The sequence below is a fragment of the Rhodococcus sp. ACS1 genome (assembly GCF_002300155.1).
Lineage (GTDB): Bacteria > Actinomycetota > Actinomycetes > Mycobacteriales > Mycobacteriaceae > Rhodococcus_F > Rhodococcus_F koreensis.
In genome coordinates this window covers 358,375-377,781 of sequence record NZ_NSDZ01000007.1, presented here as the reverse complement: position 1 = coordinate 377,781, position 19,407 = coordinate 358,375, and the positions used below count along the sequence as shown (strand labels likewise).

16 protein-coding genes and 1 pseudogene are annotated in these 19,407 nt (G+C 66.2%); 9 read left to right on the top strand and 8 right to left on the bottom strand.

The features are described from left to right. Positions 1-67: 67 nt before the first annotated feature. From CJ179_RS54130 to CJ179_RS33115, 6 genes and pseudogenes are all read right to left on the bottom strand, one after another. Positions 68-586: pseudogene (locus CJ179_RS54130) on the bottom strand (IS3 family transposase); the annotation flags it as partial. Positions 587-1,061: 475 nt separating this feature from the next. Beyond that, complete coding sequence (locus CJ179_RS33135) at positions 1,062-1,874, bottom strand: GvpL/GvpF family gas vesicle protein (protein ID WP_095864229.1); 813 nt, start codon at positions 1,872-1,874, stop codon at positions 1,062-1,064. Next, entirely contained in the window at positions 1,874-2,239 is a 366-nt protein-coding gene (gene gvpJ, locus CJ179_RS33130) for a gas vesicle protein GvpJ (RefSeq protein WP_072947444.1), read from the bottom strand. The genes CJ179_RS33135 and gvpJ (CJ179_RS33130) overlap by 1 nt, the downstream gene beginning before the upstream one ends. A 409-nt stretch (positions 2,240-2,648) precedes the next feature. Next, positions 2,649-3,062, bottom strand: coding sequence for a gas vesicle protein GvpJ (gene gvpJ, locus CJ179_RS33125; protein ID WP_072947445.1), 414 nt, complete (start codon positions 3,060-3,062; stop codon positions 2,649-2,651). Next, complete coding sequence (locus tag CJ179_RS33120) at positions 3,059-4,408, bottom strand: SRPBCC family protein (protein ID WP_095864228.1); 1,350 nt, start codon at positions 4,406-4,408, stop codon at positions 3,059-3,061. The genes gvpJ (CJ179_RS33125) and CJ179_RS33120 overlap by 4 nt, the downstream gene beginning before the upstream one ends. Before the next feature lie 6 nt (positions 4,409-4,414). After that, positions 4,415-5,020, bottom strand: a complete 606-nt coding sequence (locus CJ179_RS33115) for a hypothetical protein (protein ID WP_072947447.1) — start codon at positions 5,018-5,020, stop codon at positions 4,415-4,417. A 1,403-nt stretch (positions 5,021-6,423) separates the two neighbouring features. Between CJ179_RS33115 and CJ179_RS33105 the strand changes: the two genes are divergently transcribed. Beyond that, positions 6,424-7,929 carry a diguanylate cyclase domain-containing protein gene (locus CJ179_RS33105; RefSeq protein WP_083395417.1) on the top strand — a complete coding sequence of 502 codons (1,506 nt, stop codon included), beginning with the start codon at positions 6,424-6,426 and terminating at the stop codon, positions 7,927-7,929. 378 nt (positions 7,930-8,307) lie between these two features. On the opposite strand, the gene CJ179_RS33100 is transcribed toward CJ179_RS33105, so the two are convergent. Next, positions 8,308-9,093, bottom strand: a complete 786-nt coding sequence (locus CJ179_RS33100) for a GvpL/GvpF family gas vesicle protein (RefSeq protein ID WP_095864227.1) — start codon at positions 9,091-9,093, stop codon at positions 8,308-8,310. Continuing rightward, complete coding sequence (gvpJ, locus tag CJ179_RS33095; RefSeq protein ID WP_095864226.1) at positions 9,090-9,458, bottom strand: gas vesicle protein GvpJ; 369 nt, start codon at positions 9,456-9,458, stop codon at positions 9,090-9,092. Before gvpJ (CJ179_RS33095) ends, CJ179_RS33100 begins: the two co-directional genes overlap by 4 nt. An 863-nt stretch (positions 9,459-10,321) precedes the next feature. Between gvpJ (CJ179_RS33095) and CJ179_RS33085 the strand changes: the two genes are divergently transcribed. The 8 genes from CJ179_RS33085 to CJ179_RS33045 all read left to right on the top strand — a co-directional run bounded on the left by CJ179_RS33085 (position 10,322) and on the right by CJ179_RS33045 (position 19,379). Next, entirely contained in the window at positions 10,322-10,717 is a 396-nt protein-coding gene (locus tag CJ179_RS33085) for a hypothetical protein (RefSeq protein WP_179377714.1), read from the top strand. A 710-nt stretch (positions 10,718-11,427) separates the two neighbouring features. Continuing rightward, on the top strand, positions 11,428-12,498 hold the full coding sequence (locus CJ179_RS33075) for a carbon-nitrogen hydrolase family protein (RefSeq protein ID WP_095864225.1): 1,071 nt from the start codon (positions 11,428-11,430) through the stop codon (positions 12,496-12,498). Further along, positions 12,491-13,579, top strand: coding sequence for a phenylacetaldoxime dehydratase family protein (locus CJ179_RS33070; RefSeq protein ID WP_095864224.1), 1,089 nt, complete (start codon positions 12,491-12,493; stop codon positions 13,577-13,579). The genes CJ179_RS33075 and CJ179_RS33070 overlap by 8 nt, the downstream gene beginning before the upstream one ends. 16 nt (positions 13,580-13,595) lie before the next feature. Beyond that, on the top strand, positions 13,596-14,585 hold the full coding sequence (locus tag CJ179_RS33065) for a helix-turn-helix domain-containing protein (protein ID WP_095864223.1): 990 nt from the start codon (positions 13,596-13,598) through the stop codon (positions 14,583-14,585). A gap of 301 nt (positions 14,586-14,886) precedes the next feature. Beyond that, positions 14,887-16,512, top strand: coding sequence for a hypothetical protein (locus CJ179_RS33060; protein WP_095864222.1), 1,626 nt, complete (start codon positions 14,887-14,889; stop codon positions 16,510-16,512). Then, positions 16,505-17,020 (top strand): SCO family protein, encoded by a 516-nt coding sequence (locus tag CJ179_RS33055; RefSeq protein ID WP_095864221.1) that lies wholly within the window; start codon positions 16,505-16,507, stop codon positions 17,018-17,020. The genes CJ179_RS33060 and CJ179_RS33055 overlap by 8 nt, the downstream gene beginning before the upstream one ends. 178 nt (positions 17,021-17,198) lie before the next feature. Further along, positions 17,199-17,615 (top strand): hypothetical protein, encoded by a 417-nt coding sequence (locus CJ179_RS33050; protein WP_143548940.1) that lies wholly within the window; start codon positions 17,199-17,201, stop codon positions 17,613-17,615. 63 nt (positions 17,616-17,678) lie between these two features. Next, the gene (locus CJ179_RS33045; protein WP_179377713.1) at positions 17,679-19,379 is read left to right on the top strand and encodes a sigma-54-dependent Fis family transcriptional regulator; all 1,701 of its coding nucleotides are present in this window, start codon (positions 17,679-17,681) and stop codon (positions 19,377-19,379) included. Positions 19,380-19,407 lie beyond the last annotated feature (28 nt).

Genomic DNA, 19,407 nt, shown 5'->3' with positions numbered 1-19,407 from the left:
GGTTAGCGCCCCCATCAGGAGCGGCAGATGATCAGGCGCACCAGGATCAGGGAATCCACCACTATCTGATCAGGTCCGGGACGGCTGGCGCCGACTTGTCCGCGATCGTCGTGCGCTTGCTGCGGCGCAGGTGCCGGCCCACGACGTGGTGGATTCGCATCAGCCGGGCCACCCGCTTGCGGTTGATCCTGCGTCCGCAGGACCGGAGTTCGGCATGCGGGCGGGAGCGCCGTACGCGCTGCGCTGCTCGGTATGGATGGCGCGGCTCTCGGCGACCGTCGTGGCCTCGTCGGCCTGGCGCTCGACCCGGGCCGGCTCAGTAGCCAGGTGCTTGTAGGGACCCGAGCGGGAGATCCCGAGCGCCCGGCACAGCCGCTGCACGTGTCGCGCGTTTTTGTGGTCGACGATCGCGTCCTGCCCCTGACGGTCGGAACACTCGCGGTCCGGTGCGCAGAGATCGGGAACCCCGAGCCGTGCGCCGATCTGCGCCCAGGACGCGCCCTGTGTCAGGGCGGCAGTCACCGCCCGGGCGAGGAGTTCCTCGGCCAGCTCCCCGGGCGGGGCGAGTTGAGTGCGAGCGTCTCAGTGCTGCCGCCGCCGATCCTGATGGTGGACTGGCGCCATCTTCGGGACTGTATCGATTCACGGGCCGGTAAGTGACGACGTTCGCCCGCGGAGACGCCGGAGCCCGAGCGGCCTCACGTGAAGGACGTTTCTTTTCGAAACCTGCGCGCCGCTCCCGCGCACGGAGGTAAGCGATGAGCAGACCACTGACCGGCCCGGGACGCGATGGCGACCCGCGCGGATGGAGCTCGGGGTCGACGACCGCCCGGTCGCTGTTGAGGAGCGGGTGGTGACCAAGCCCGCCCGCACCAGCACGGCCGCGACCTTCGCGCGCCTTCGGGGTGAGGGTGTGGCGATCGCCGGCCTCGTACTGAGTGCGCCTGGCGATCGTCCTCGATCGCCTTCACCGCCGGCGTGGTTCGAGACGCCCGGTGCTGTGGGGTGCTTCAGGGCTGTGGGACCTCGACGTGGCCGGGGAGTTGATCGCGCATCTTGGTTCAGCCCTGCCCCGCCGGATTCTGGGTGACCACGAAGTCGTAGGCGGCCATGGGCCCGAGCAGCTTTATCTCGACCCGGCCGTCCCACTCCTCGGCCAGCGCTCCCACCGCCCGCTCCAGTCCGTCCTGCCGGTCCACGTCGACGAGGACCGCCACGTGCACGGCCTCCTCCTCGTGCGTGGGTTCGCGGCGGTTGACGGAGTCGGTGAGGTCGCCCAGGGCCTCGACCGTCTTGCGGGTGTCTTCCTCGCGCGTGCCGGCGATCGCGTTGTTCACCAGTTCCCCGAGCGCCATCCGCGCCTGGCGGCCGGCGTCCTCCGACTTGTCCCGGATTTCGTCACGCAACTGCGCCGCCTGCTCGTTTTCGTCGAGGATCTCCCGCAGGATCACCTGCTCCACGTACCGGCCCTTCACCACGTACTGGGCCTTGCCCTCCAGTTGTTGAAGGGCCGCCGCGAACTCGTCCGCATGCGCCGAAAGCAGTTCCTCCTTCACGGCGTCGGCGTCGGTGAGCACCGCACCGAACCGCAGAGGCAGCACCGCCGCCACCCGGGACGTCCCGTCCAGCACGTTCGCGTGAGCACGGAGGTCTTCGGGTCTGCCCAGTGGACGGTTCACGGATATTTCGCTGACCACGGCGGCGATGTCACCGTCCGTGACGACGTCCACCTTCCCGTCGGCGACCCCGGTCGCGTCGCCCCCGGGTTCGACGTCGGCCGGGACGATGCCGTAGACGTACACCCCCGTCGTCTGCCTCTTGTCCGACTTCTCTGTGTTCTCGCTCTGCTGGTTCTTCGTCTGCTCCGTAACCATCACCTGTCACCTCGAGTCGACTTGCGCGACGCCCGTTCCCGTTCCGGTTCCTCTTGCCCGCCCAGCAGCCCGCCGAGCTTCTCCTCGATCGCACTCTTCGTCTTCGACTTCGCAATCTTCTCCGTCCCGCCCGACACCAGATCGGACAGCCCCTTCGGCTCGCTGCCGATCGCCAGCCGGTTCGCCGCCTCCGCGAATCGCAGATAGGTGTCGACACTGGCGACCACGACCCGGGCGTCGATGGTCAGCAGTTCGATACCGACCAGCGAGACCCGCACGTATGCGTCGATGACCAGGCCCTTGTCCAAGATGGTGTCAATGACGTCGGCCAGACTGCTCGAACTCGGCCCGCCCGCTGTGGTCATCTCCTCGCTCCTCCCTGCCCCGCTCTCGCCCCTCCCGCAACACCGCGTGCGGGCGGCTCGGTGACGCGTGGCGGTACCGGTCGTTCCTCGGCCCGCTCGGCGCTCTCGCCGCGTCCAGCTCGTCCCGGTGCAGAACCGAAATGGAGATGTACGTGCGGCCTACCGGACTACCCGAAACCCCGGACGCTCAATCCAGCAGAGACCGCTAAGGACTGAGTAATTCGACGCGCCCACCCCTGCGCGAAACGGTCCGACCGGTCGGCTCCTCGGACGCCGGTCACCGTCGGCACGATGCCGTACACGTAGACACCGTTGGGACGTGGCCTCGGGTGTGTCGTTGATGTTCTGTTCCGACGTTTCTGCGCGCCGTCGCCGGTGTCGCGCAGACGACCAGCGGGACGATTTGACATCACTTGTCCTCGCGAGTGGACTTGCGTGAAACCCGTTCGCGCTGAGGTTCTTCCTGTCCGCCGCCGAGGAGGTCGCCGAGTTTTTCGCCGGCGGCTCCGAGTGCGCCCTGGGTTTTCGATTCAGAGTCGCCATCGCCGCCTCCAGCCAGGTCCGTCAGCCCCTTGGGCTCGCTGCCGATCTCGAGCCGGTTCACCGCTTCCGCGAACCGCAGGTAGGTGTCGACGCTGGCGACAACGACGCGGGCGTCGATCGTCAGCAGCTCGATGCCGACCAGCGACACGCGCACGTACGCGTCGATCACGAGGCCCTTGTCCAAGATGGTGTCGATGACGTCGGCGAGGCTGCTCGAGCTGGGCCCGCCGCTGACTCCGCCGCCGCCACCGCCACGACCTGCGGGTTGTATCGACGTCATCGCCGCGCTCCTTGCTTCGAACCGGCGGACTTGGCCGCGGTCTTGCGTGGGCGGCCACGGCGTGCCGGCGCCTTGTCCTCACTCGCGGCCGCCGTCTTGCGCGGGCGACCCCGGCGTGCCGGCGCCTTGTCCTCACTCGCGGCCGCGGTCTTACGCGGGCGGCCACGACGTGCTGGCGGCGGTGATGCCTCCTCGGTCTCCTCTTCGGGCTCCTCAGCCTCCTCCTCGGGCTCCTCAGCCTCGGTCTCGTCTGTTTCCTCCGGCTCCTCGGTGTCCTCCTCGGGTTCCTCGTACTCGTCCGTTTCCTCGGCCTCGTCCTCCTCTGTTTCCTCCGGCTCCTCGCCTTCGTCCGTTTCCTCCGGCTCCTCGTACTCGCCTCCGGTCTCGTCTGTTTCAGCGGGCTCCTCGGTCTCGTCCTCTTCGCCCTCGTCCAGCTGCGCTTCGTCCTGCTCGTCTTCTGGTTCCACTTCCTCGGGCTCGACGACCTTGCCGTCCCGGATTTCTCCGCGCCACCCCTCTATCTCGTCAGGATGGAGAACGGACTGGGTCATGACGTGACGACCGAAGTGCTTCAACTCCAAACGCGCTCGCCGACCCTGCGCACGCCACAGGTTTCCCGTCCTCTCGAACAACCCCTTCGGGTGATACTCGAGGATCAGAAGAATCCGGGTGAGATCGGGAGTCACCTCGTGGAACGTCACCGCACCGTCGATGAAACCCTTGGCACCCTTCGACCGCCACACGATCCGCTCATCCGGGACCTGCTCGAGGATCGACGCCTCCCAGGTGCGATGCGACAGGAAGATCTGCGCCTTCCACTCGAGCTTCTCGTCCGCTTCCTGCTCCACCCGTTCGACCTTCTTCATGAACGAGGGGAAGTCGGCGAACTGGGTCCACTGGTTGTACGCCAGTTGGACCGGGACACCGACATCGATCGTTTCGACGATGTTGGTCAACTTGAGCTTCTTGCCCTTACCGCCACCACCGCCGCCGGTGACCGCGTCCTTCACATCCGACGCCGTGTCCTTCACCTTGTCGGTCAGCCCGGAGAACAGTGACTTGCCGTCGCCCTTCCCGTTCCCGTCACCGTTGCCGTTGCCGTTGCCCTGTTGCTCTTTGCCGGTGACCGCGGACAGTAGGCTGCCACCGCCGCCCTCGGCGTAGTCGGTCAGCCGGCCGGTCGCGCCCGCCACCTTGTCCGAGACGGTGGATAACGCCTTGTCGGTCACGGTGCCGAGCAGGCCCTGCGCCGCCTTCTGCAGCGGTGACACCGAGGCGGCCTCACCGGACGCACCGGAGACATTCTTGCGCAGCTTCTTCGCCGCACTGTCGAGATTCGAGGTCATCGCTGATCACTTCCGGGTGCGTCGAATGGGGATGACATCGGTCGTCGCCTTCGCGCGCGACTTCCGGACACGGGTGGGGGTCTCGTCCTCGTCGTCCTTCTTCGTCGACGACCGGGACCGGGTGGGCCGGGAACCACCACTACTCGAGGAGCGGCGGCGCGGGGCCGGACGCTTCCGGGCGCGAGGCGCCTCCTCCTCGGAACCCTCGTCCTCGTCTGCGTCGGGCTCCTCCTCGACCTCTGCGTACTCCTCGTCGTCGTAGTCGTCCTCAGGCTCCTCACGACGCCTGCGATTGGACCTCTTCCCGTCCGGGGTCTCGTCACCGCCCGATTGCAACCGGGAGTTCAGCGAGTCGATGCGACGACTGGCCGCGGTCACCGCGGCCGTCTTCGCCGCGTTCATCAATTCCTTGCGGACCGTCTCGCCGAGCTTGGCAACCTCGGGTGAGTTCGCGAGCAGCCTTCCTCCTTGTCCGAGAACACCCAGTGATCCGGAAGGAAACCGACTGGATGCTCCGGCACCCGCGAGCATCAACGCCAACTTCATCTTGTGCGTGCGGCCCAGCATGTAACCGGCACCCACGGCCAACGCCATCTGACCTTTGCCTGTCATCGCCCAACCCCTTGTTGTCGAGAAGATGTGGTGCACCTCGGCGCCGGCGTCGGCGAAAAGGATGGGGCCGTGGTCGGTGGGTGGTGCCTTCGTTCCGCCGACTACCCCGGGGCCGCTCCGCTCAATCTGCCGAAGCCCTCGAGTTCCGCGAGGGCGGAGGCGAACTCGTCGTCGTGTTCGGCGAGCAGTACGTTCGTCACCGCGTCACATCGGACAGGACCGCACGGTATGACCGCGGGCCTTCGGGGATACCCGCGTATCGCAGTTGTCTGCGGGTACCCGCTCAGTACGCTGCCCGCGCCGCGAAGGTGGACCGGGCAGCCAGCCCCGCTCGGTCGCCGAACCCCTTCGGCCGGCGGGGCGCCCCGCCGCGCGCGGACCGAGGTCGAGCGCTCGCCCACCCCGCCGTAGCCCACGTGTGGTCCCACCTCCGTAATCTCGTGGATCACGCAAATACACACGAGAGACAAACGCGCCGAGTAATTCGGAGTTGCCCCCATTTCCCAAATTGATTACCCAGGAACATTATGGGCGGTCGTTAATTTGCGCAGAACATTATGGGCGGTTGTTAATTTCATTATGTGAGAAATTCGCTTTTTTTGCGAAACGCTTCCCAGCCCCGAGCGCGATAGGCATGGTAAGCGGGGATCGACGAACCCGTGGATTCATCACCAGGAAAGGCGTGAATTCTGATGGGTTCTGCAGGAATCAACTTCGACGTCGCGTTCGAGGCAGGTGACTGAGCGTCACCTTCGGCGGCATCCGACCGAGCCGACCGACCGAGCAATCCAGGCCAGCGGTGACCCGGCTCACCTGGGGCAGCCGGGCCACCGCCCCGATCAGTACGATCACCGGCCAGGTGACGCCTGTCCCTACCGCCATCCTCGGCCGGCAGGCGAGCTCGGCCTGCGGGGTGCCCGGTCGGCGGGCGATTACGCAGTCGAGTCGAAATTGTCACCTCGAAATCAGGCCGGTCGACCCCAGAATAACCTTGCGCGAAGCGCGGTTCGAGAATGTGGGCCTCGCAGTATGTACACGTGATTTTGCCGACATCGGATATCTGAGGGTCCCGTTTCTGCATTTTCATCTCACCGTGCACGAGAGTGACTGGTCTCGGAAATTCCCGGCCGCAGCATATACAAAGGACACCCTCACGGAGACGACCCGGATGAACACCAGATACGGCCTCGTCACCAGCTCGTTGATCAGCGCGACTTGCCCGAAACCACACCCCGCACCCATGGATCAGCAGGGAGCCCGCGGCGTAGGGCATCGGGCCCCAGGACATCTCCGCCTCGGCATGTCCGCGCCGCCTGGGCGGCCTTCACGCGAAACGAATGCGCCATCCGGTGCGACATACCAATTCACTGAAAGCTGCTGAACGAGAATGAAACCGACCAGTAGTGACTGAATTATCCGAACCATGCCGGGTGCCGGAGGGCGCCGGACAATCCGGGTTCCCCGAAGAGGGGACCCGATCCGAAACGGGATCGTTCCCGGGCGCGGCGATGTCGGCGCAGCTGGCCGCCGCACTGGAATGCGCACCGACCCCCGTAGGACTGTGGGAATTCAGGTCGGGCCGCCTCCGGTACCTCAACCCGGCCGGCGCCGCCCTGCTCGGATTCCCGGACGGCGGCGAGGCGTTCGGGCACACGGTCGCCGACGTCTGCACCGACACCGTGGTGGAACAGGCACCGGAAGTCTCCGCCGCCCTGACCGAACATGGTCGGTGGTGCGGGCAAACGGAGCTGCGGCACCTACGCACCGGAACACCGATCCCGACGGTCCTGTCGGTTTTCGTCACCGAACGCGACACGGACGGGCGGCCACTGCTGATCGGGGCGATCGCCCGGGAGCCGTCCACCTCCGGCGAGCGGGAACACCCGCTGCTCGCCGCTCTCGCGGACGCCGACCGCCGGTGCCGGGAACAACACGTACTCGCCGAACTGAGCCGGCTCGCGGTCACCGCCGACCTCGACACGCTCCTGACCGCGGCGACCGGGATGGTCACCGCGCTGCTGGGGCCGCGGTGCGCGGCGGTCGCCCGGGTGCACGGTACCGGCGGGGCGGCCCTGCCGGTGCTCGGCTACCACGGACCCGGGCCGCGCCCGAGCACCGTCGCCGCCGGCTGCGGCTCGCTGACCGGGTACGCGGCCGCCGAGGCGGTGGTGGTGTGCTGCCCGGACCGCGCCCGCGAGCGACGGTTCGCCACCGCGGATATGGCCGCGCACGGGCTGGGCAGCGGCATCGGCGTGCCGATCGGGCACGATCCGATCTGGGGAGTGCTGACCGCCCATTTCGCCCGACCGCGTGTCGCCCCGGAGCGTGAGGTGGCGTTTGTGTCCGCGGTGGCCGCGGTACTGTCCACCGCGATCGACCGACTCGGCGTGGAGGAGCGGTTGCGGCATCAGAGCCTGCACGACCCGCTCACCGGGTTGCCGAATCGCACCCTGGCCCTGGAGCGGATCACCGCCGCCCTCGACCAGGCGGCGCACACCGGCATTCGGGTCGCGGTGCTGGTGATCGACCTGGACAACTTCCGCCGCCTCAACGCCCGACTGGGGCACGCCGGCGGCGACGCCGCCCTGGTCCGACTCGCAGACCGCCTGCGGTCCCTGGTCCGGCCCACCGACACCGTGGCGCGCCTGGGCGGCGACGAATTCCTGATCCTGTGCCCGGCCGTCACCGGTCCCGCGGAGGCGACCGCGATCGCCGACCTGATCGCCACCGTGGACCCGCACCCGGGGGCTGCCCCGATCACGGCGAGTGTCGGGATCGCCGTCACCGGTGCCGCCGTCTCCCCGCACGAGCTGATTCATCACGCCGACCGGGCGATGTACCGGGCCAAGGCCACCGGCCCCGGCCGGTACGCACTACACAGCCCCGACCCCGCAGACCCAGGCCGCTGAGCGGTACCCCGGGACCGAGGCTCAACAAACCCGCCACGGTATGCGTCAAACCCCCGACATTCTGCCGCTCCAACACCGGCAACGGCGGGAACGCTCCGAGTAACAACTGCTCACCGCGATGTCGTGCCTGCTGAACGTGCAACATCTAGGCCGGTCCACCGCGACACCCGCCCTCGGGTGCGCCCACCACTCCTCATACCGGCCACCGCGGAGGCCCTCGACTGCCGCCGGGAGCACCGCACCGCACCGCGAATGTTCCGACGATCAGCGGCAGAACACGCATCGTCGACCACGAAAGGAGTCCTGTGCTCACAGCGCGTCACCGACTGCAACGATGAACACAGACTCCTCGAATGCTGCACGCCACAGAATCGTTCGTCAGCCCTCCGGTTTCGGTCTCACCACAAAGTCGTAGGGGGCCATGGGGCCGAGGATGCGCATCGTCACCCGGTTGTCCCAGCGTGCGGCCAGCTCTCCCACCGTCTGCTCGAGTGCGTCTTGCCGGTCGACCTCGAGGAGGATCGCGATCTGGACGGCGTCCTCGTCGTGGGTGGGTTCGCGAACGGTGACGGTGTCGGTGAGCGGTGACAACGCGTCGAGAGTGATACGGGTGTCCGTCTCCCGCTTGGCCTCGAGGGCGTGGCCGATGATCTCGCCCAAAGCCATCCGGGCGTCCCGGGTGAGCTCCTCGGGTTGGCCGCGGATCGACTCGAGCAGGGCGGTAGCCTTCGGGCTTTCGTCGACGATCTCCCGCACGATGCTCTCCTCGACGTAGCGGCCCTTGATCATGTACTGCGCGAAACCCTCGAGTTCGTCGAGAGCCGAGGCGAACTCGTCCTGGTGGTCGGCGAGCAACTCGTTGATCACCGCGTCGCGATCGGACACAACGGCACCGAACCGCAGCGGCAGCACCGGGGCCACGTGCGAGGTGCCGTCGAGGATGCGGGCGTGGGCCTGCAGATCCGCGGAGGTGCCGAGTCGGTGGTCCGGGTCGATCTCGCTGACCAAGGCCGCGATGTCGCCGTGCGTGACGATCTCGATCGGGGCATCGTGAATACCGGTCGCATCCTCTTCCGGTTGCACGTCCGCGGGCACGATTGCATACACGTAGATCACGGACGCCGCAGCACCCTCGGTGTCGTCGGTGTCCTCCGGGGAGGTCATTTTTGTCTCCGCCGCGGTGCCGGTTCGCGTTCGCCGCCGGATGATCCGCCGAGCAGCTCACCGAGGGTCTCCCCCACCCCCTCGAGGACACCCTTGGTCTTCGACTTCGTGCTGCCGCTGCCGTTGACGTCGGAGACCAGGTCGGACAGACCCTTCGGTTCGCTGCCGATCTCCAGCCGGTTCGCCGCCTCGGCGAACCGCAGATAGGTGTCGACACTGGCGACCACGACCCGGGCATCGATGGTCAGCAGCTCGATACCGACCAGCGAGACCCGCACGTACGCGTCGATGACCAGGCCCTTGTCCAAGATGGTGTCGATGACATCGGCCAGACTGCTCGAACTCGGCCCACCCGCTGTGGTCATTGCATCGCTCCTCGCTCCCGGCCAACCCCGTCCCGGAACTTTCCGTCTGTGGTCCGCTCGGCGCCCCGGCCGGACTCGCCCCGCGCGGGCATACCCCGAAACGGATGCCCGCGCGCGAACTACCGGACTACCCGCAACGGCCGAAGTTCAATCCGTCAAAACCGCTGGAGGCTGGTCGATTCGGCCCCGAAGGTGTGCTGGATACTGGCGGTTCCTTCGTCACGGCCGCCGCGGCGCCGAGCGTGGCATTGCCCTGCCCTCCTTGAATGTGACCGTGCCACCGGTGAAAGCGGGCGCAACCTGAGCGGTCAAGGTGACTGGGCACGTCGTCGCAGCCATACCCTGGATCGAGACTGTCGTTGTGGTGTTGATGGCCGCAGCTGCGGCGTGCGGAGCCACCAGCATCATTGCCGCGGCGGTCGCTGCAAGGGTCAACATTCCGGCCCGCAGGCGGCGGGCAGGTCTGCGTCGACGATGCGCACCACGGCCTGCAGACTCCCCACCTGACAGGTTGGATGCCACTGATGTGATCATGGCCGCACTCCTTCGATTCGCGCTGTGGGGAACGCGAAGCGGACGACCACGCATCAGATGTTTTCGCGGCCGCCCGGGCCGCTGAAGTTGACGCTACTCGGGGCAGTAGCCACCAACAATGCCAAACCGACCGTTCGGCACTGTGTGGTCGGCGGTACTTCTTTCCTGGCGATCTGGGCATATCGGCAAATCTCGTACCTCCTGACCCCTCGGGGCGGCACGGACGGCGGCCGTGCGCGACATGCGTGCAGTGCTGATGCTTCCCGCGCACCGACCTCGGGCAGCCGATCATCCACATGTTTCCGCCGCGAGGGTTAGCATCCCAGAGCGTGACAACATTGCGGTCGATACCGCTCACGCTTTTGCGAATGAATTACCGAATGTTACGTATCCCTTTGCAATTGATCGAACAGGTCGCGGAATCACGCCTGGATGAGCACGACCGGTCCAGGCTGACCTACGAGGGATTCCTTGTCCAGTGCGACCGAACTGCCGCCACTCATCTCGGTGACACTGTCGCTGCAGAGCGCGCCGAGGAGTTACGGCGCCATATCCTCACCACACAGATGACCGTCGCTCTGCAACGGCGGCGGCTCGAGCAGCGACGAGAAGCCGAGGCCGCCGACAGGACGGCGCAATGGGAGGAGCGGCAGCGACACAAGGAGCGGCTCCGTGCGGCGACGGTGGTACCGCTTTTCGACCCCATCGAACCCCCGTCGCCGTAACATCGCCACGATCATCGCGGATGTCCGGTCGATCCCCCGCCACGTCCTCGAACATTACGCCCGGGATGCGATCCGCCCACCGCGCGTGCACCAGGCCCGCCTGCGCGAGCCAAATCAGCACGTCTCGTGCAACACTCGAGTACAAGCACATTCGCGTCGCAGAAGCCGGTGAAGGTCACGTCAGTACAGTCCGCGGCCTTCTGTCAGGGTCGCCGGCTCCTCCGCGGCGCCAGTTTGTGCAGCACCCTCCCGGCCGCCGTCCCTGGGCGCATCCCAGCGCCGAGCGGGTCATCCCGCGAACCCCATTTTGGCCGCGAGAGGGGGACCGATTGCGGCGGGTCGGCGCCCAGGCACCGCCCGATGCCTCGGGCAGCAGTCGCCGACCATCCCGACACGCAGTAGCTGCCGCACGTGGTTTCGGCCAGTGCTCGCGGCACATTCTCGTGTGAGACTCGACAGGTGACCAGGGCCCACGATCCGGGACCACTGGCCGTCGAGACGGACACCGGCGGTGAGAGCACACGCACGGTGATCATCGCGTTCGGCGCCAATGCCGGGGTCGCCATCGCCAAATCGGTGGCAGCACTGATGACCGGCTCCGGATCCATCGTGGTGTGCGGCTGTCAGTCAAGAAGGTCGCGTCACTGGGGCCACAGCGGGGGTGTTCTGAGGCCTAGGTTTCTCTCTATTCCCCAGCAGAGGAGATTCTCATGGCGTCACATCATTCCTTCCGCGCCGCGGCGGTCCAGGCCGCACCGGTCTTCCTCAACTTGGAAGCGTCAATCGACAAGGCCATCGCACTGATCGAGGAGGCGGCGAACGCCGGCGCCGAGCTGATCGCCTTCCCGGAGACCTTCTTACCCGGTTACCCCTGGCACATCTGGCTCGACTCCCCCGCCTGGGCCTTCCAGTTCACCGCAGAGTATTTCGACAACTCCCTCGAGTACGGATCGGTTGAGGCCGATCGCCTCGCCGCCGCCGCCCGCGATAACCACATCATGGTCGTGATGGGGCTGAGCGAGCGATTCCAGGGCAGCCTCTACATCGCACAGTGGATCATCGGCGCAGATGGCCGCACGATCGCCACCCGGCGCAAGCTGAAGCCGACCCACGTGGAACGGACCGTGTACGGGGAGGGCGACGGAACAGACCTTTCGGTCTACGACACCGATCTCGGCCGAATCGGGGCACTGTGCTGCTGGGAGCACCTTCAGCCGCTGTCGAAATACGCAATGTACGCGCAGAACGAACAGATTCACGTCGGTGCCTGGCCCAGTTTCTCGCTCTACCCAGGCGCAGCGTATGCGTTGGGCCCCGAGGTGAACACGGCCGCCAGCCGCGTGTATGCCGTCGAGGGCGGGAGCTTCGTGATCGCGCCCTGCGCCACGGTTTCGGCGGACATGGTGGAGATGTTGTGCACCGACGACGCGAAGCGGGCGATGCTGTCGGAAGGTGGTGGATACGCCCGGATCTTCGGCCCCGACGGTCAGCTGTTGCACGAGCCCCTCGACCCGTCGACCGAAGGCCTGGTCTACGCCGACATCGACACAAGCGCGATCGCTGTCGCCAAATCCGCCGCCGATCCCGCCGGACATTACGCGCGACCCGATGTAACCCGGTTGTGGCTGAACAAGTCTCCGGGCGATCGCATCATCTCAGGGACGCCCGCCGAAGCCGGTGCGACCCGAATAATCGAGGGAGACGACACCATATCCGCTGATGTCAACAGCCTCCCCGAAGAACTCGCGCTCGTCGACACCGTCACCCGGCAGCATGTCTGATTACGAGTCGGCGATCCCGGCGCACCTGGCCTCGGCGCGGACGTGCCCTGTTCGCACACCCCACAATTTCCGCCCGCCATATCCGTCGTACACGGCCCGCTACGACACCTCAACGACCCGAGTGGTGATGGCCTACTTCGGAGTTCAGTCGATCAGCGACAAACGACACGTCGCACAGGAAGCGGTGACAGGCCTGCGCCGACAACTCGCCGTCGCGGCGGGATCGCCACGGATCGAACGTGCCCGCTACCTCGATGAGAGAGGGTACGAGACGGAGATCGTCATCGGGTATTGGGGCAATGACGAGACGTTCAACCGGTGGTTCACCGAAATAGGTTCGGAGTGGACCGCGCCGAGGCGCCACACCGACGGCATCGGCTTCTTCGTCGAGGTCCTTCACCCCGAGGTCCGACGTTTCGAGACACTCTTCTCCGCCGTCGACCGGCTCGAGGGTGTCGCTCGAATCTCCGAGACCCTCAGTGGTGAGATCGGCGAGCACGGCTACTGGGGAGGTATGCGTGACCGGCTTCCCATCGCCGCTGCGAGCGCCCTCGAACCCTCCGGTACTCCGTCCGTCACCCACGACGGGCCGCGCACACGCGTGCATCCCGTGGACAATCTGTGCCTGATCCGCTCCGGACAGGACTGGACCGACGCAGACGACGATGAGCGGGCGCTGTATCTGAACGACGTCGCACCGGTCCTCCGCACCGGAATGAACTTCCTGCGAGACGCCGGCCGACCCCTCGGGTGCTTCGCGAACCGGTACATGACCGTGCTCTCGGACGACGGCGACCCGCTGGACAAGACGTTCGGGATGAGTTGGTGGCGCAGCCTCGGTGACCTCGAGCGGTGGGCGGAATCCCATCCCACACATGTCGCGATTTTCGGTGCCGCGCTTCGCTACCTGTCCACTCTGGGCCCGGCGGCCACGCTCCGCCTGTACCACGAAGTCACCGTGGCGGCGGCCGACGAGCAGTTCTTCGAGTACCTTGGGTGCCACGATGAAACCGGGATGTTGGCGTCGACCAGCCATCGGTCCGGCGCAGCGCTCGACTCCGAGGTAGTCGAGACGTCGTAGGTCTGAAGGTGAACAGATGATTCACGATCCCGCCGGGCGGACGACATCGAGAACCGTCCTGAGTACCGACTCCGTGGACCATGCCGACCGGAGAGAGTTCTGGACACGGGCCGTTAGCCAGACGTATGTCGATCTCCAGTGCGAGGTGCCGGGTTCCTCGGCTGCGGCCGCCTCGATCGATGGCTCGATCGAGGCGGCCCAGTTGGTGACGCTCGGGTTGTCCAAGGTCACGGCCACGGCCCAGTCCGTTTTGCGGACCCCGGCCGGCATCGCGCGGACCAGTGACGACTACTTCCTTGTCAGTGTGCAGAACCGGGGCAACGGATTCGTCGTGCAGGATGACCGGATCGCCCGACTCGAACCCGGCGACTTCGCGATGTACGACACCACCCGGCCGTACGAACTCCACTTCGCCGACAACTTCGAGCAATACGTCCTCCGGTTGCCGGGCTCGACGCTGCGCACCCTCGTGCGCAACACGGCCGACCTCACCGCCCGCCGAGTCCCCAGCGCTCAGGGCGCCGGGAAACTACTCCTCACTATGGTGCGCACCCTCCTCGACGACACCGAGATAGCCACCCAGTCGGCGGAGGCGCTAGCGCAAAGTGTGGAATACCTCGTAGTCGCAGGCTTGTCCGGATTCACCGGTCTCGACGCACCGCCGCCGCAGCTGGCGGCGCGGCGGCTCGCCGCGATCAAACAGGAGATCCGCGCCCGCCTCCGCGACCCCGACCTTTCCGTCGCTTCGGTCGCTGCGACGCTCCACTTGTCGCCCAGCACACTCCACCGTGCCTTCGCCGACGAACCGCGCTCGGCCAGCGAGTGGATCTGGACGCAACGGCTCGACGGGACGAGGCGGGAACTCGTCGATCCGACTCTGTCGAACATCTCGATTTCCGACATCGCCTTCGGTTGGGGCTTCTCCGACGCCGCGCACTTCAGCCGGGCCTTTCGTGCTCGATTCGGATGCAGTCCCAGCGACTACCGCAGATCCGCGCTCGGGTAGCCGTCCCGCCCGGTGCACCTCATGTGCCCTTCACCGATCGACAACATCGCCCGAAAGGCTGGTGATGCGATTGCGCTCCGCGCGCCCGACACGAAGTCGGGCCCAGTCCGCGCGGACGTGTTCGCGATCGGAACACTTCACCACACCAAAACGCGGCAGTGTGAATCACGTCACGAACACCGGCGGTGGTTTCGGTCAGGGCAACCTCCGAGTGCACGTGCACAACCGGCACTCTCGGAAATCAAATATTCACGCGGAGAACCCGCCCAGACGGGCGAGTTCCAGAGGAAGGGACAAACTAGTGTCGTCGCTGAAGACCGGGCCGGAAGTGGCACATGGACGAGACATCGCTGACGTCGACGCTGTATTGACCGCAGAGCAACTCGGTCACATCCGGCATTTCGACAACCTGTCCCGGCAGCTACCCAACGACTGGTCGTTGATGCAGGGCAAGGGAATCGGCCAGTTCGACTTCGGGGGGATACGGTTCCAAGTTGCCTACATGGCCTACGCGCTTGCGCTGGCCCATGTCCATCGGTTGCCGAACGCACCGGGTGTATTCAAACCCGTATTCGAACGTCTTATCGAGAAGATCTTGATGCCCGAGGCGTGGCTGTACTGGCGCGACGTCAGTCGCGGCGGTGCGGTGTTCAACGCGCACCTGGCCGAGAACTACCACGAGGAGTGGAACCCGGTCGCCCGCGACAACATCATGTACAGCGCCTACGTGCAGTCCATGACCCTGATGTATCACCACCTCTTCGGTGACGACCGATATGCACAGCCCGGCGCCCTGAGCTTCGACTACTGGTCCTTCTTCTGGGGCGGCGAACCGAAACGATTCGAGTATGACGAGAACTCCCTCAACGAGCACCTGTACTGGCAGATGGTCGAGAGCGGCTATCTCGGCGTCGCCTGCGAACCCAACTGCACCTTCCAGATCTGCAATCAACCGGCGATCCTCGGCTTCCGCATGCACGATCTGGTGACCGGAGAGAACGTCGCGGCCGGGGTCACCCGCAGCTACGAACAAGCCTGGAAGCAACTGGGCAGACTCGACTCGACCGGCCACTACAACATGATGCTCACGCAGGATTCCGGCACCGTCGTCCCCAACGAGGCGACAGCACCGTGGATCGACGCCTGGTGCGGAACGTTGATGAACACGTGGAACAGCGAGTTCGTCCACGCCCACTACCCCCAGCAGATCACGGACCTCCTCGTCGACGGCCCGGACGGCACGAAGTCCGTGCGCACCCCACCCGCCCAGCAAGTGATGGGTCAAACCGTCATCAACGACACCTGCGATTTCGGATGGGTCGCGGCGTGGGCATCGGAGATGGGCGACACCACCGCACTCCACGGACTCCTCACTCACGCCGACCGCTTCATGAACCCCACCTGGCGGGACGGGGGCCTGTTCTACCCGCGCAATGACACCGAGGTCGACGAACACGGCAACCGCACCCTGATCGAACCGCTGACCGGCAACGCCTTACTCGGGTACGCCCGACTGAACGTCCCGGACGGTATGCGGAAGTTGTACAACGAACCCTGGGGCCCAGCACATTTCACCGAACCTGTGTTGTCCGATGCGGCTGGTGACATCGCGGTGAGCCAGGCGCGCTTCGATCCCGCCTCGGACGTGCTGACTTTCCGCGTGCAGCGACATGGTGAGCGCGAGGGTGACGGGTCGATTGTGCTCGGCAACGTCGCCGACAGGAAGCACTGGTCGTTGACGGAGAACGGTGTCGTCGTCGCGACGGGCGGGGCCGGCGGACCGATCGCACCGGGACCGCACACCGGCGGTGCACAGGAAATTGCGATCGATCACGTCGAGGGTGGTATCGGAATCCGGGTTCCCGCCGGCGCACCGCGCACATTCCACCTCGAGGTGTCCCCTATGAAGGGACACAGCGATGAATGAGACCACGAGCAACGTCACCGGCCGACACATCGGCGGAACGTTCGACCTCGTCGACCATCACGGGCACGAGGTGAACGAGCGCACCTACCGCGGCACGTACGCGGTGATCTTCTTCGGCTTCACCCACTGCAAGATGGTGTGCCCCCGTGCGCTGCACCGCCTGTCGACGGTACTCGACCGCCTGGGGCCGCTCGCCGAACGCGTTCAGCCGCTGTACATCACCGTCGACCCGGAACGGGACACCCCGGAGGTGATGAAGGATTTCCTCTCCCCCGGTTATCCGCGGTTCACGGGGCTGACCGGTACACCGGCACAGATCGACCGGGCCAAGAAGTCGTTCCGCGTGTTCGCCACCACCGTCGCCGACCCGGATGATCCCCACAGCTACCAGATGCCGCACTCGGCGTTCACCTATGTCCTCGGTCCGGACGGTAACTATCTGACCCATTTCACCGACGCCGTCGACGAAGACGAGCTGGTCACGCGGCTGTCGTCGATCCTTCGGTGACTCAGCACCCCTCCCGCCGTCAACCAACCACATGTGAAGTTCGAAGGTTCCGATGCACGATCTCCCTCTGATCCAAGCGTTTGGGCTTGTTGGCATCATCGGGGCCGCGCTTCCCCTGTTCAGGCCGCGCAGCCGCGCGCGCAGGGTATGGGTTGGACACCTGGCGATGGTGGTGGTGATGGCGGCGATGTTCATCCCCGGCGGCATGACGGGGTGGGTGAGCGTGGGGACGGGATGCCTTCTGATCGCTCTGGCGATGTGGGTGACCGCCGACGCGGCGGACCGCGCGACCGCCTCGTGCGCAGCAGACCTCACGGCAATGGCTCTGATCCTATTGTTCGTTTCACCCGCCCTGACCTATTCCGACGGGGCACCCCGATCGGACGGGTATCAGGTGCCCCTCCACGCACACCAGATGCTCGGTGGGCCGCCGATGATCTTCACTACCTGGCTCGGCCTGCTCGTTCTGGCCTGCTGGGCCACCATCGCGCTGTACCCCCTCCTCTCGCAGCGGGGCCCGATCGGCAGGCAGACAAAGATCACCGTGGCCTCGGGCATACTGATGATTACCGGAATGGTGCCGATGGCAGCATGACGGGAGATGAGGAACGCAAGCGCCTGACATGCGGAATCATTCGCGAGGGCGATGGAGCAAGAGATGACACCTGAGCAGTCCCCGAACGCGTCGTCCCGCCGGCGACCGGAAATCGAGCTGGCGTGGCACCGTGCCACGCTGAGCGGACTCGACCCCGGCATGGAGGTCCGCGAAAGCGCGATCAGTGACATCGAGGTGCGCAGCACCCTCACGATCGCCGCCGGTCCCGTCCTGGACAAAATGGTCGACGAATTGGCGGACACCCGATTTTCGATACTCCTCGCGGACCGGACCTCCCGCATCGTCGACCGGCGCGTGACCAGCAGCACGATCGGCCGTGCCCTCGACCGCGTCCTCGCCGTTCCCGGCTTCCAGTACCTGGAAGAGGTGAGCGGGACGAACTCGTTGGCCACCGCCTTCGAGCTCCGGCGGCCGATCGCGGTGACCGGTGAGGAACACTTCCTCGAGGCGCTGCGGTGTTTCTGTTGCTACGGAGCCCCGATCATCCATCCGGTCACCCACCGGCTCGAGGGCGTCATCGACGTCTCCGGCCCCGTGGCCGACGCGACCACGCTGCTCGGGCCGTTCCTGATGCGGGCCGCACGCGACATCGAAGAACGTCTGCTCGAAGGATCACGGGTGGCGGAAAAGCAGCTCCTCGCCGAATTCCAGGCCCACGCGAACCAGCGAAGGTTCGCGGTGGTCGCCCTCGGTGAGAACCTGGTGCTGACGAACTCCGCAGCCGTCGATCTCGTCAAAGGTTCCGACCATGTCGCCCTGCGTGCCATCGCAGCGGATCTTCCCGGGACCGCGCCGGTCGAATGCTCGCTCACCCTCTCCTCGGGCGCGGAAGTGTCCGTCCGGGCCAGAGCGGTCACCGGGAGCCACGGGGGCGCGCTCTTCGAGATCACCGAAGGCGGGATTCCCAGGACGCGCCGGCCCCGGCCGCGCAGCGCACCCGTGACCGGCGCACCGGACAACGAGCCACACCCGACCGGCCTGGCCCGGACCATCTTGATCACCGGAGAGCCGGGAACCGGCCGAACCACCACCGCGCGGACGATGGGCGGCCCGGAGTGCGCGATATTCGACGCCGCCGACGCGATCGGGGAGGAAGCACAGTGGTTCCTCCCCGTGCGATCGGCTCTGCTCGAGGAAGACAGCTCGATCGTGATCGACAACATCGACGCCCTCAGTGCGTGGTTGGCCGGTCAGCTCGCCGGCCCCGTGCGAGTCAGCCGCAACCAGGTCGTCCTCACCAGCGCGCCCGTACCCGACCTCGACAACCCGCACCGCGCCCTCGCGTCCTTGGCCCTGACCCGGCACGAGCTGCAACCGCTGCGCACCTACCCGCACAAGCTCGCAGCAGTCGCCAAGTCCGTTCTGGCAGAGCTACTTCCCGAATCCACCGTCGAGCTCGCCCCCTCGGCCCTCCACCTTCTCGCCACACAGCCGTGGCCGGGCAACATCCGCGAACTGCGAGCGGTCCTCGAGTACGCCGCCCGCGGCCGAGAACGCGGAATGATCGTCGAACACGATCTCCCGGACACGGTGCGCATGAACACCAGCACTGCCCGGTCACTGACCTTGATGGAGACCGCCGAGAGGGACGCGATCGTCGCCGCCCTGCGGGCGTCCAACGGGAACAGGGCAGCTGCGGCAACGGAACTCGGCATCGGACGGACGACGCTGTATGCCCGTCTGCGCCGGTACGGTATCGCGGAGTCGGTACCGCGGCCGGGTGTTCGTAATCGGAACAGTTGAACCGTCCCTGATCGACAAATGTGAGTGG